Here is a 12,922-nt window from a genome sequence, read left to right as displayed (position 1 = left end):
TGGTAGGAAAGAAAGGAACAATAGTGGATTCTGAAGACCGCCCACCGGTTGTGTTGCCGCATACGGATCACGAAGATTCGATTCATCGCACCTTGAAACCGCATAAGCCCACCTCGATTGCAGACACGCCTATCGCTCAAGAAATTGAAAAGACCATGGCGATGAAACGCGCACTCAAGTCCGAGGAGTATCCCCAACTTAGGAAGAATCACGTGGTAGCGGTTGCGAACCAAAAGGGTGGGGTTGGGAAAACCACTACGGTGGCTAACCTTGCGGTTGCTCTGGCGCAAAAGGGCACTAAGGTTCTCGTCATTGATTCAGACCCTCAAGGCAACGCCTCGACTGCTCTTGGAATTGAACACCATGCCGGCACACCTTCCCTCTATGAAGTGCTGGTAGGAAAGATGGCCTTAGGAGAGGTAGCCCAACCTTGCCCGAATGAACCTTCACTCTTGGTGGTCCCGGCTACCGTGGACCTCGCAGGGATTGAGATGGAGTTGGCTGATGAAGCCGACCGCTCCTATTTCCTGCGTCGCGTTTTGGAAGAATATCTGGCAGAGCGGGAAAGCACCCTGGTTTTGATCGACTGCCCCCCTTCGTTGGGGCTCTTGACGGTGAACGCATTTTGCGCCGCGAACTGGGTTTTGATTCCGGTCCAAGCGGAATATTACGCCCTGGAAGGAATCTCGCTTTTGACGGACACCACGAACAAAATTCGGGCGAGCCTCAATCCTGACCTGGATATTATAGCCTTCCTTGTCACCATGTTCGATAAGCGTACCAACCTTTCTGCCCAGGTGGAGTCGGATGTCCGGACGCACTACCCGAACCAGACTTTGAAAACGAATATCCCTCGCCAAGTCACGATTTCAGAGGCTCCTTCCTGGCAGCAAACAGTCGTGACCTATGACAAGAATTCTCAAGGCTCGGTGGCTTACCAAATGGCCGGTTTGGAACTGTTGAATAAATTAATCGAGAAAGAAAACTGAAATGGCAAAAAAACAGGCCCTGGGAAGTGGGCTCGGAGCTTTGATTCCCGATGCCACTATTACCCGTGGAGTGGATGTGATTGTTCCCCCGAAGCGCGGCGCGCTTTCCAGTCCCGAGGATGCGAAGGTTCATGATTTGTTGAATCCGCGTTCTCCGCGGAACAAGACTCGAGGGAAGGCTGATGGGGAACCAGAACTTGTGGAAGTTCCGGGGATGCGGATGGCGGAGTTACCGGTAAGCGCGATTGTCCCCAATGCGGTTCAACCCCGTGAGGTTTTCGACGAGGATGCGCTGGCTGATCTCGCGAACTCCATAAAGACGGTCGGGGTTCTCCAGCCGGTAGTGGTGCGTCCCTTAGAGAAAGCCACCAAGAGCGAGGCGGAAAAATATGAACTCGTGATGGGAGAGCGACGCTGGCGTGCCTCGAAGCTTGCCGGTAAGAAAACTATTCCCGCTATCGTGAGAGAGACCGCAGATGAGGATATGCGGAGGAATGCGCTGCTGGAAAACCTCCAACGCGTGAATCTGAATCCTCTGGAAGAAGCGGCCGCCTATCAGCAAATGATTGAGGAATTCGGGATTACTCAAGATGTTTTAGCAAAGAAACTCTCTCGCTCACGTCCCCAGATTTCCAACACCTTGCGGTTGCTGAAACTCCCGAGTGGAGTTCAGGTGAAAGTGGCTGCGGGGGTCTTGTCGGCCGGGCACGCGCGGGCTCTTCTCGGGCTGGAAGAAGCCGCGGATATGGAGAAACTTGCCGACCGGATTGTATCCGAAGGACTCTCCGTGCGTGCCACGGAAGAGATTGTGGCTGTCGGTGATGGGGAAACCCCGAAAGCCGAGCGCAAACCGCGCGTAAAGACGGCGCTCACTCCGGAACTCATGGAGAGTAAAACCCGCCTGGAGGATGCGTTGCAAACGCGAGTAAATCTCCAACTCGGAAAGAACAAAGGCCATCTCACCATCGAATTCGCGGACGTAGATGACCTAGCCCGCATCACCAAGCAAATCCTCCACTAGCCGACCTCACTGCCTTCTGCGTCAACCCAGTGCTACGCGGTGCTCGTCGCGTAACGCAGGTTCATCTTCTAGTCGTGTGGGTCGTGCTTGGGCTTGTACGGTATTTTCCTGTGGTTGCTTCGGAACCGCTTGGAGGACAACCGCTCGGCATTGTGCTCGACCTGCACGGGGTGAGGCATTGGTGGTTCTCTTGGTCGGGCTCTTCGGAGCGGACGCGAACCCTAGCGGGACGGAAGGGGAAGTTTCCCCTCGCGATGTGCGATTTTATTGTCGCACATCGCTCACCCCTCAGTCCCGCTGCGGGTTTCGCGTTACCGCTCCTCGTGCCCTACTGAGTGGTTTCGTTACGTAACTGGCGCACCGGTGCGCTGCTCCACGTTCGTTCACTTAACGTAACGTGACCACCCAACTGAGCGGAGTGCTCGGGGAGTTTCGAAGGAGCCTGTGGGTATTCGCAATCTCTTCGAGATTGCACACCCTCGGTCGCTCGGTTCGAACTCAAGCAAGCTTGGCTCGACCTCACTCCCTTCGGGTATTAGCAATCTCTTCGAGATTGCATACCCTCGGTCGCTCGGTTCGAACTCAAGCAAGCTTGGCTCGACCTCACTCCCTTCGGGTGCTCGTAGTTTTTCTTAGCAACTTGTTGCTTAGAAAAACAGAGCGGGACCCCACCGCGACGCAGACCGAACGCAATGCCGAGCTTGCTCGAGCATTGCCGAGACCAAGGAAGCGGCGCGCAATGCGAAGCATTGCAGGCACTTGCGCGATTGAGAAACGTACCGAGCACTCCGCGACCAAAAGACGAGAACGCGACGGAAGCCCGAGAAAGAGAATACGTGACACTACAGTTGAGGTACCGAGAAATGGAGTTAGAGTAAATCAAGCCCTGGATATGAGGGCGTAAAATGGAAGGGTGAGACCTGCAGATGTGGTGAAGTGGCTGGTGAGGCGCTTGTTGGGGGAGCGTGAGATCATCACCGACGGGCGAGCCTATGTCGCAAAACGCTACGGGGATAAATGGTGGCGAATCCGGCGGGTGACGCTGCGCGGATTCCAGCCGCAGCTAATGAGCGACTACCCCGCCACCCAACACTGTTCCCTCGCCTCCGTGACCGCGGTTGTTGATTATTATGCGCAAAGGGACTGGAAGAAACGCGGAAACGAGGCGCGAAATCCTAATACCCTGACGAGACAAGCAGTCTTCGAGACTGTGAGCCGTAAGGCATATTCGCGCTTGCTGTCATCTCCACAAATTGGGACTTTTCCTTGGAATATCGCCCGAATCTCGCGGCTGTCATTTGCTGAATTTGGCTATGAAGTCGCGGCCAAAAATCGCTGCTATCTCCGCTGCCACCCCACCCTAGCCAGGCTCCTAAAAAGCGAAATCAACCACGGGCGACCCGTCATCGTGAGCTTTTCTCACAACCAATATTTCTCTCATACGGTGACCGCCTACGGATATGAAGAATACATTAACACACAAACACAAGAAAAAAAGGCTCTTCTCGTTGTGGCTGATAACTGGTCGCGCTCCGAGCGCCTGGTGGATCTCACCCGCGCTGGAGACTGGAAGGATACATTTGTGGCCATCAGTCTTGTAAGAAGCTAGTGAAGCAGATATGCTAGCAGTGAAAGCATATTGACAGCAAACAGGAAGATAAGAAGATGGCTACCATAACCGTGCGACAACTTGATGACGAAGTCGTCGACCAGCTGAAACTTCGGGCTGCCAGTAATCGGCGCTCTATGGAGGCTGAGGTGAGAGAGATTTTGTCGGAAGCCACCAAGCCTAAACAGGAGGAAAAAAATCTCCTGCAGCTTCTTGATGAAGCCCTGCACGGGTTTGAAGGAATCGACTTGACCGAGCAGCGAAGCGAAAACCTACGATGGGCCGAATTTCAATGATAATTCTGGATACGAATATTATTTCGGAGCGAATGACACCGAATCCGGATCCTCGGATTACTCACTGGGCTGAGAGTATCGCTGGAGCTGAGATGGCGCTTACTGCCATCACGGTTCATGAAATCCGTTACGGGATCTTGCGGCTCGGGGAAACGCGGAAATCCACCGACTTGGCAGCAAGGTGGGCGGTATTTCGTTCGCTGCTCTCAGCCTCCCAGGTTTTGCCATTTGATGAAGTTGCCGCAGAGATGACCGCGAGAATCGCTGTGGATTGCGAATTGCGCGGTATCTCTATTCCCAGTCATGACGCGCAGATTGCGGGGATTTGTTTGGCACATCGGGCGAGTCTGGCGACCCGCAATGAGAAGGATTTCGAAGCGATTGCGGGATTAGAACTCATAAATCCTTACCTGTGAATGGGGGCTGTCAGAGCAAGGTTCTGTAAAAGAAGAATTTAAAACCACATCCAGGTCCCACGTGTCCGCATGACAACGCGACTGGAGAAACAAGCAGCAAGGACACTACGCGGTCTTAGACGCCGGTGAAACGCGGGCAAGGAGGTCTTTTTCCTGCTCGTAGGTGACAGCCAGGCGGCGGATGCCCTCGCGAATTTCCTCCTCGGGAGGGTAGCAATAAGCGATGCGCAGGTAATCCGCGCCGCGACCATCGGCGTAAAAGGCCGTTCCTGACACGTAGGCGACGAGATTTTCCACCGCTCGCGGTAGCATCTCGTTCGTATTGATACCAGGGGGGAAATGCACCCAGGTATAGAAGCCGCCCACGGGATGCGTCCAGGTACACTCGGGGAGGTACTTGGTGAGAGCCTCCATCGTGGCCCGAGCCCGCCCGCGATACATCACCCGGAACTTATCGACCTGGCCGTACCAGTCAAAATCTCGAAGATAGGTCGAAATCGAAAGTTCCGCCGCCATCGAGGGGGACAAAATCGCGGTCTCATTCGCGACCACGAGTTTCTCGGTAATCTGGTCGGGAGCCAGCGCCCAGCCGATGCGGAAGCCGGGGGCAAACATCTTGGAAAAGGACCCAAGATAAATGATGCCGTCGGGATTTAGCGGCTGCATCGCGGGGTAAAGGTGTCCGTCAAAGCCAAGCAGCCCGTAGGGGTTGTCTTCCAAAATCAACAAGTGATGGCGTGCGCAAATCTCCACAATCTCGGGCCGGCGCGCCTCAGAAAGCGTCATCCCGCCGGGATTGTGGAAGTTCGGGACGGTGTAGAGGAATTTTGCGGGCCGGCCAGCTTTTTCTAGCGCCGTAGCGGCTTCATCAAGGGATTCGGGGATGAGGCCTTCATCGTCCATCAAAACGTGGTGGACCTCACATTGATAGGAATGGAACACCGACAGGGCCCCGACATAGGAGGGGGCTTCGACAAGAATCGGGTCGCCGGGGTCAATAAAAAGCTGGGTAACGAGGTCGAGGGCATGTTGAGAGCCGGCGGTGATGGTGACGTTCGCCGCCGAGGCATTGATGCCTTCAAGGCTCATGATGTCAGTAATTTGCTCCCGCAAGGGCTCAAAGCCCTGACCTCCGCCGTACTGCATGGCGGTCGCGCCGTCACCTGCGAATAAGCTCTCGAAAGAGCGGGCGATTTGATGCAGGGGAAGATCTTTGAGGTTCGGCATCCCGCCTGCCAAAGAAACTACTTCCGGGCGGGAGGCCACTGCGAACAGGGCTCGAGTCTCACTCACCTGAAGATTTTTGGCGCGCGACGAAAAGGAGTCCGTCCAATCGACGCGGGGAGTTCCGGAAGCTACAGTCATGCAATCAAATCCTTAGTTTGGTTAAAGAAAAGCTTAGCCACCAAGATTGAGGAGCCAAAATTTCCCCGCCTCCGCTAAAGGTGGAGTCGGGGAAATTTGGGATTGTGGCAAGCTTTGTGGAGGCTAAGCCGGAGGGTCAGACCCTTTTGGTTACATTCCCTGCGGTCATTACCCCAAAGAGGTCTGACCCGCCCGGCTTCGCTACGCCTTTAGCGGGAGCCGGACGAGCCGCTAGCCGATTACGGATTCGATTTCCCTGCGGAACTGGGCCTTCGGGCGACCGCCGATGAACTGCGCGGCAACCTCCCCATCCTTGTAAATATTGAAAGTCGGGATGGAAGAAATCTGGTACTTGGCCTGGAGGGAAGGGTTGTTATCGACATCGCACTTCACGACCTTCAACTTATCTCCAAATTCCGTAGCAATTTGGTCGATAATCGGCCCCATCTGGCGGCAGGGCGGACACCACACGGCCCAGAAATCCACCAAAACGGGAAGATCGGATTCTAGAACCTCGGTGTGAAAATTGCTTTCACCAACTTCGGGAGCATTGGACATGATTGTTGCCTTCCTTTCGTTGCATCTTATGCTATGTTACTCATTCTACTGTTTTGCAAAACTAATGACTAGAGATGATCCAAACCCACCTCGAAATCCCAGGTAAACCGCTATATCTGTGATTGAATTTCCTGGTCTTTCAGATACCGCTCGGCATCAATTGCCGCCTTACAGCCGGTTCCGGCCGAAGTGATGGCCTGTCGGTAAATCGCGTCGGTGACATCTCCGGCGGCAAAAACGCCCGGCATGGAGGTTGCGGTAGTGGGGGAATCGACCCAAATATTGCCCTGTTCATCCAGTTTCAACTGGTCTTTCACGAGCTCAGTTCGCGGAATGTGACCGGCCGCAATAAACAAGCCCCCGACCGCCACGGTTTCTTTCTGACCCGTGACCGTGTCGCGCAAAGTGACCGTCTCCACCTTGGCTTCGCCATTAATGGACTCCACCACCTTGTTGAACTTGAACTGAATCTTCGGGTCAGCAAAGGCTTTCGCCTGCATCGCTGCGGAGGCACGCAGCTCGTCGCGCCGGTGAACCACCGTCACCGAGGAACCGAAGTGAGTGAGATAGGTGGCTTCCTCCATGGCTGAGTCGCCCCCACCCACGACCATAATCGGCTGGTCGCGGAAGAAGAACCCGTCACAGGTCGCACAGTAAGACACCCCGTGGCCAACGTGTTTCTCCTCGCCGGGAACGTCCAAAGTCCGGTATCCAGAACCGGTCGCAATGATGACGGCTTTAGCCTGATAGGTGCCCTCATCAGTCGTGACGGTCTTAATATCCCCGCGCAAATCGAGCTCGGTAGCGTCCTCGTAGACGAGCTCGGACCCGAACCGTTCGGCCTGTTCACGCATCATGTCCATGAGATCCGGACCCTGCACTCCCTCGGGGAAACCGGGGTAGTTTTCGACTGCGGTCGTGTTCATCAACATGCCGCCGGTATCGACAGAACCCGCCACGATTAGGGTTTTCAACGCCGCGCGGGACGCATAAATTCCGGCGGTGTAGCCGGAAGGACCGGATCCGATAATGATGACGTCGTACAAGTCGACTCCTTGAATTGTTGAGACACAAACCTATAAGCATACTAACCAAGATAGGGCCGGATTTGTTCCCAAATTCTCTTTAAGTGAAAGAATTCACGCCTGAAATTTCACTGGAATTTTGCTGAAATGGGCCGTTAGTCCCTCGTCTAGCCGAGAACCTGCACTTCCGAAACGGTGAGCCGGAATCCTCCGCCCGGACCGGTCGGCATCTCGGTGGACCACAGCACCAACTGGTTGGTTTCCACCGGCTCGGCGAGTTCATAGGTCACCGTGTCAGCAAGGGGCAGACTACCGAGCAAAGCGCCGCCGCTGGGATCTTGGGCGGTCGTTTGCCGCAGTTCCAGCACGCCTCCTTTCGCCGAGGAGGTCACGATGACTTTCCGCACCTTGACCGGAGCTTCACCGAGGTTGATGGCGAGCCCGAAGCCGCGTCCGTCAACGAGGGTCGAGGTTCGCATTGCATCGGTTCTCCAGGAAGTTTCCGGTTTCCCATCAATAGCTAGCGGAGCCATTTCTGCGTTATCCCAGCCATCGTTCTTGCCCGAAATCGAGGTCACGCCGGCGATGGGGAGTGGCGCGGGGGCGGCATCGGGGACAACCTTCAACTCACTTTGCGGGGAAAGATCCAGGGTCTCATTTGCCGTGGTGGCTTGGGGGCGGGGCCAGAACCAGACCACCAGGGCAATGATGCAGACCAGCGCGACGCCGACCGCCACAATTTTCACGGTGAGTTTGGATTCTTCGGCAGCCACTTTGACGGCGTTGTCGTTGTCTTGGGCGGCTTGGCGGGCGTCAGCAAAGGATTGGCTGAAAACGTTGCGAGTGCCGGCTTTCCAGGAGGCGCTCTCGGTCGCTGAAGTGTCGGTTGACATGGCGCTCCTCTCGTTTTCTCCCAGTGTAGCCGTTCCGGCGGGTCTGCGTCCCACCTTGTCAGCAAATGTTTTCACCGTGTCGCGAACTTCGGTGACATTGAAGACCCATGTCAAGAAGAAATAGAGCGAGCCCATGATGAAACCGACAAGGAGCGAGCGGATAAAGCCGGAAAAGAAAGTGTCGGCGATGGTGTAATTCTCATCCGGCACTTCAAAGACTCCATACAACACGAGCCAGGCCGGAATCCCAGCCAACACCACTGCGACGAGGCAACGCAGGTAGTGACTGCTGGCGTCCCGGATCACGTGGGCGGAGATCCCGCGGCGACGCAACAGAGCGAGCCCAATAAGCCCACCCACCAGCAGGGACAGGGGCTCGCCGATAAGGGTCACTTCGAGCCAGTAATCGGGGGGAAGCGCGAAGCGGGCGACGAGCGCGAAAAGACCGGTGAGAACCGGCGCGGGGAGAGTCACCAGGAACTGGGTGCGGGTGTCCTCGAGGGAATAAAACACCCGGGTGTTGGTCGAGAAAATCGTCTGACCAGGGATGCCGAGGCTCAAGATGACAAGCACGGTGGCGAGAGCCTGGGCTTGCTCCGGGGGGAGGGCGGAGGCGGTGAAGTTCGCCAGCGGTAGTGCCCCGACGATGAGCATCCCCGCCAACAGGATTGTGAACAGGGAGGACAGGCGCAGCGCTTTGAGATAATCCTCGGAGAGCGCCGGAAAATCGTTTTGGGTCGCGTGGTAGGCCATAGCCGTGAAAACCGCGGTGGAAACCGAGATGGTGACGAGGGACTGGGGGAGCATGTAGAGCATCGTGGCGTAGCCGAAAAGCGAGGTCGCGGGGTAAAACTCTCCGGCGAGATTGCCCGCGCCGTTTGCCTCCGAGCCGATGCGGGTGGCGATAAGGTTCATCAAGGCGTTCGCGAAAATTCCGGCGAAAGCCCAGGCTGCGACCTTGCCGGTGTGGCGAAAACCGAGCCCGCGCCACTGGAAGTTGGCGCGCAATTGGAAGCCAAGGCGTTTGAGGGGGAACAGCAACACGAGTGCCTGCAAAGCGATGCCCAAAGTCATTGAACCTGCCAAGAGCGCGATTTTTGGGGCGTCCCAGGTGGAGGTGTCGAAGTTTTCGGCGGGAGCGGTTCCGTAGAGGCGGATAAAGAGAACGAGGCCGGTGATACCGATTACGTTGTTGACCACCGGCGCCCACATGTAGGGGCCGAAGCTGGAAAGTGAGTTCAACACTTGACCGAGGAGGGCATAAGTGCCGTAGAAGAAAATCTGGGGGAGGCACCACAGCGCGAAGATGACGGTCAGGTTGAACAGGTCATCGGGCATGCCCCCGCCATAGAGCATCACGATTGGTAAGGCAAGCATCACCGTCACAACCACCATCCCCAGAAGGATGATGGAAGCGAGAGTCAACAGGGCATTGACCTGGTCGGTTCCCTCTTTGCCGCGGTTTTTTGACAGGGCGCGCACGATGGTCGGGACGAGGATGGCGTTCAAGACCCCACCAGCAAGGAGGTTGTAGAGGGTGTTCGGCAAGGTGTTGGCGGTGTTGAAGGCGTCGGCAATTCCGAAGCCGCCAATCGCGGCGACCAGCAGCCATTGGCGGGCGAAGCCGAGGATGCGGCTTACGAGGGTTCCCGCGGCCATAATCGCGGAGGAACGACCCGTGCGGGTAGCGGCGACTCCTGCGGCGACCTCGCGGGTTTCTCGGGAAGAGTTGAGCCTCATGAGCTCACCTTCGTCCCACGAGTCCGCTTAATGATTTTCCGCCCGATGCCGAAAATCAACACCACCACAAGCAGTCCGGCGAGAACATAGATTCCGGTGGACTCCCATTCGGCGCGGACCCGCACCTGGATAGTTTCCGCGGTGCCCACTTGTTGACCTTCCAGGTTGCTGAGCCCCACTCGCACCGTCACATCCCCGTGACCCACGGCTTTGACTGGAATACGCGCCTGGGCCGTGGAGCCGGCGGGAACTGTCAAAGGCTTGACCTTCCCAAACTGGAGGCGCGTGTCGGAGGCCTTCAGATTCACGAGAACCGTCACCGGCGAATCGAGGCCATTGGTGACCGAGACGGGGATTTTGGCCTGTTCATCAATGAGGTTGATGACTGAAACCGGCTGGGCTTTGATGAGACCCACAAGCCTGCGCTCCGACACTAACTCTTCAGCGGGCGCGGCGAGGCTCGCCCGCGCGTTGGTCACGGCTAGGGCATCGAAAATCGCGGGGAGTTTCGCCGGTTCTTGGCTCGCCGCCGCGAGAGACTGGGCATCGGAGTGAAGCCGGAGGAACGAGCGTAAGTCTCCGGAGAGTCGCGAATCTGGCTGGGGTGAATTCTCGGACTCGGGAGAGAGCCAGGAAGTCGCGCGGTCATCGGGGGTGAGTTCGGAGGCATCGGGGAAACTGAGCCAGCGGGCGCTCGTCAAGAGATCAAGGGTTGCTTTCAGCGAGGCATCAGGCAGGTAGTCGCGCGAGGTGGAAAGGACGAGGAGACGCGGGCTAAAGGGGCGCTGCCGAGTGAAGACGGCGGTGGAAGCCAGGAGAATTTGACGGGTCTGGAGTTCCGTCAAATTGCCCGCCCCTTTGAGACTTAACCACTTGCTTAACTGGGAATTAAGCGCCCAGGCCTGGGTCTTGGTGTCATTAATGACGACTTCGCGTCTCGCGTCGAGGTCATAACTTTTCGGAGCGGGCTGAGTCGTGAAATCCGCGGTGTCCTCGAGGACGAGCGGGCGCGCTCCCCAAGTGGCAATTTCCGCGGCGAACTGGCTGGTGTCGGGGGCATTATCCGAATCAGCGGGAGGCCAAAGGATGAGTTTGCTTTGGTAATCGGGGATTTTTTGGCTGACTTTCGCGGCAAGGTTCTGGGAGGCATCAAGGAAAACTGCTTGCTCCGCGGGGCGCAGAGACGTGAGTTGAGAAGCCGCAAAATCCCCGGGAGGAAGAAAGAAAAACGAGCGAGTCCCGCATTTGCCCTCTTGGCGAAGTTGGGCCAACGGTTGCAGCGGCTCAAAGGGGGACGGGCTCGGCACCGGCAGTCCCTTCATCCACGCTGGCGGTTCCTCCGGGGCAGGCGGGTCGGGGATTTTTCGAGTCGGAACGGTGACGCCAAGTTTATTGAGATAGTCGGTTGCCTGGGTCTCCCCAGACTCATCTTCAGCCAGTAAGAGCGGGTCATAAGCCAAGGTCAAGGGATATTTTGCGGCGAGGAGGCAGAGTTCTTGGAGGCGCCGTTGGGGAAGCCACATCGGGCTGTCGCTGCCCTCGCCGTAGGTCGCGGCCATGTCGCGTGCGGAAGTCACCAAGGGAGTGAGAATCATCATCGGACTCGGCTCAAAACTCGCCCCAGAATCCCACAGGAGAAGGGAACGAGCCGAAAATTCCGCCGCCGGATCAAAATCACTCGAGCCCTGATTCGCGGGAGGCTTAGCATCGGCGTTTGCGTTCGCTTCTGTGTCCGTTTCCGTGTCCGTGTCCACGTTCGGCGTAAAGGTCACTTCCAGGAAACGCGGGCCCCACTGTTCCGGGTCGCTAAAAGGGAGAGCCTCGATAGGGATATTCAGCGTCAACAAAGTCTCAGTCGGCTTCAGGGAGGTCGTTTCAGTAGCCACGGATTTTAGCCCCGCCCGGGCGCTGTCGAGGCTCCCATCCAGCCAGTTCTCCAGGGTTTGTTGATTGATGGGGGTGCGGGTTCCGACTTTGACGCTGACGGTTCCCGAGGTGGGATCCCCGGGATAGGCGGAAGTCACATTGAGGATGAGTTCTTTAGTTTCGGGGGTAATGATGGGGGTTTGGCCGACGATTTTGGCTTCGCTTCGCGGCGGCGGAATGGCGGCCGCGGCCTGCGGGGAAGTTAGGGTGCCGAGGGTGTTCAAGGGGTTCGCTGTGGGGTCAACAAGGGCGATGGTGTTTAGGGAAATGAACAGCAGCCCCGCCAACAATGCGGTGATTAGGCGCAAAAAAGGCACGACCCGAAAACTGTCCATAGGAAAACTTTACCGCGACGCAGACCGAACGCAATGCCGAGCTCGCTCAAGCATTGCTGAGGTCAAGGATGCGGCGCCGAGCCGGAGCGGGTCAGACCCCATGGCTACGCTTCGCAAACTGGGGACGGTTTCCTTTCGCTCCAGGGATCGATTGGTGCGGTGGCTAGTCGCGGGGTCGGCGGGTCAGGAGGCGGGTGGCGATGGCGGCGATGCGGCGCTCCGCGGGATAGGCGAGACGCTGCTGAAGCAAAGAAAGCGGCACCCACTGCGCGGCCGCGGCTTCATGATCCGGATCATCTTCCACCGTGAGACTACCGCCGGTGGTTTCGCACAAAAAATGGTGGACCACCTTGTGAACGCGCCGGTCAGGGCCGGAAAACCAGTAATCCATTGATGACAAGAAACGTACCGGACGGCACTCAATTCCAGTTTCCTCGTGAATTTCGCGGGCGGCCGCCTCCGCGGGGGTTTCACCTTCCTCCACGTGCCCTTTTGGCAAGAGCCATTCGAGGCGACCCGCGCGAGAGCGTCGCAAAATTAACGCCGCCGAGATTTTCCCGTTCACCAGGTCTACCGCAAGACCTCCCGCAGAGACTTCCTCGACTATCGGGAGGAGCCGCCCCGAGCGCGAGCGATAGAAGCCCTCCGGCGTAGTTGTCGAGGGCTCCGTCTCATCTTGCTCGCGGGCCATGTCTCGATTTTAGCGGAGCAGTTAGCGGAGCAAAGGAAGACCGGCTTTCCGGAAGCGG

11 protein-coding genes are annotated in these 12,922 nt (G+C 57.1%); 5 read left to right on the top strand and 6 right to left on the bottom strand.

Features of this window, described 5'->3' with window-relative positions; all coding sequences use genetic code 11:
* The first annotated feature begins 23 nt into the window (after positions 1-23).
* From FYJ63_RS02375 to FYJ63_RS02355, 5 genes are all read left to right on the top strand, one after another.
* Positions 24-989 carry a ParA family protein gene (locus tag FYJ63_RS02375; RefSeq protein WP_338106790.1) on the top strand — a complete coding sequence of 322 codons (966 nt, stop codon included), beginning with the start codon at positions 24-26 and terminating at the stop codon, positions 987-989.
* Position 990: 1 nt separating this feature from the next.
* A complete protein-coding gene (locus tag FYJ63_RS02370) occupies positions 991-2,010 on the top strand; it encodes a ParB/RepB/Spo0J family partition protein (protein ID WP_154543427.1) in 1,020 nt (339 codons plus the stop codon).
* 913 nt (positions 2,011-2,923) lie between these two features.
* Entirely contained in the window at positions 2,924-3,619 is a 696-nt protein-coding gene (locus tag FYJ63_RS02365) for a hypothetical protein (RefSeq protein ID WP_154543425.1), read from the top strand.
* A gap of 56 nt (positions 3,620-3,675) precedes the next feature.
* Positions 3,676-3,915 carry a FitA-like ribbon-helix-helix domain-containing protein gene (locus FYJ63_RS02360; protein WP_154543423.1) on the top strand — a complete coding sequence of 80 codons (240 nt, stop codon included), beginning with the start codon at positions 3,676-3,678 and terminating at the stop codon, positions 3,913-3,915.
* Entirely contained in the window at positions 3,897-4,331 is a 435-nt protein-coding gene (locus tag FYJ63_RS02355) for a PIN domain-containing protein (RefSeq protein ID WP_154543421.1), read from the top strand. The genes FYJ63_RS02360 and FYJ63_RS02355 overlap by 19 nt, the downstream gene beginning before the upstream one ends.
* A 105-nt stretch (positions 4,332-4,436) precedes the next feature.
* Here FYJ63_RS02355 and FYJ63_RS02350 read toward each other — a convergent pair whose 3' ends face one another.
* The 6 genes from FYJ63_RS02350 to FYJ63_RS02325 all read right to left on the bottom strand — a co-directional run bounded on the left by FYJ63_RS02350 (position 4,437) and on the right by FYJ63_RS02325 (position 12,864).
* The gene (locus FYJ63_RS02350) at positions 4,437-5,696 is read right to left on the bottom strand and encodes an aminotransferase-like domain-containing protein (protein ID WP_154543419.1); all 1,260 of its coding nucleotides are present in this window, start codon (positions 5,694-5,696) and stop codon (positions 4,437-4,439) included.
* Positions 5,697-5,927: 231 nt separating this feature from the next.
* Positions 5,928-6,254, bottom strand: coding sequence for a thioredoxin (gene trxA, locus FYJ63_RS02345; RefSeq protein ID WP_154543417.1), 327 nt, complete (start codon positions 6,252-6,254; stop codon positions 5,928-5,930).
* Positions 6,255-6,364: 110 nt separating this feature from the next.
* Positions 6,365-7,300, bottom strand: a complete 936-nt coding sequence (trxB, locus tag FYJ63_RS02340) for a thioredoxin-disulfide reductase (protein WP_154543415.1) — start codon at positions 7,298-7,300, stop codon at positions 6,365-6,367.
* A gap of 146 nt (positions 7,301-7,446) precedes the next feature.
* Positions 7,447-9,912 (bottom strand): murein biosynthesis integral membrane protein MurJ, encoded by a 2,466-nt coding sequence (murJ, locus tag FYJ63_RS02335; RefSeq protein WP_154543413.1) that lies wholly within the window; start codon positions 9,910-9,912, stop codon positions 7,447-7,449.
* Positions 9,909-12,173, bottom strand: a complete 2,265-nt coding sequence (locus FYJ63_RS02330; RefSeq protein ID WP_154543411.1) for a DUF6049 family protein — start codon at positions 12,171-12,173, stop codon at positions 9,909-9,911. The genes murJ and FYJ63_RS02330 overlap by 4 nt, the downstream gene beginning before the upstream one ends.
* A 163-nt stretch (positions 12,174-12,336) precedes the next feature.
* Positions 12,337-12,864 carry an NUDIX hydrolase gene (locus tag FYJ63_RS02325; RefSeq protein WP_154543409.1) on the bottom strand — a complete coding sequence of 176 codons (528 nt, stop codon included), beginning with the start codon at positions 12,862-12,864 and terminating at the stop codon, positions 12,337-12,339.
* Positions 12,865-12,922 lie beyond the last annotated feature (58 nt).

Source organism: Mobiluncus porci, assembly GCF_009695935.1.
Classification (GTDB): Bacteria; Actinomycetota; Actinomycetes; order Actinomycetales; family Actinomycetaceae; genus Mobiluncus; species Mobiluncus porci.
This window is presented reverse-complemented; position numbering and strand designations above follow the sequence as displayed.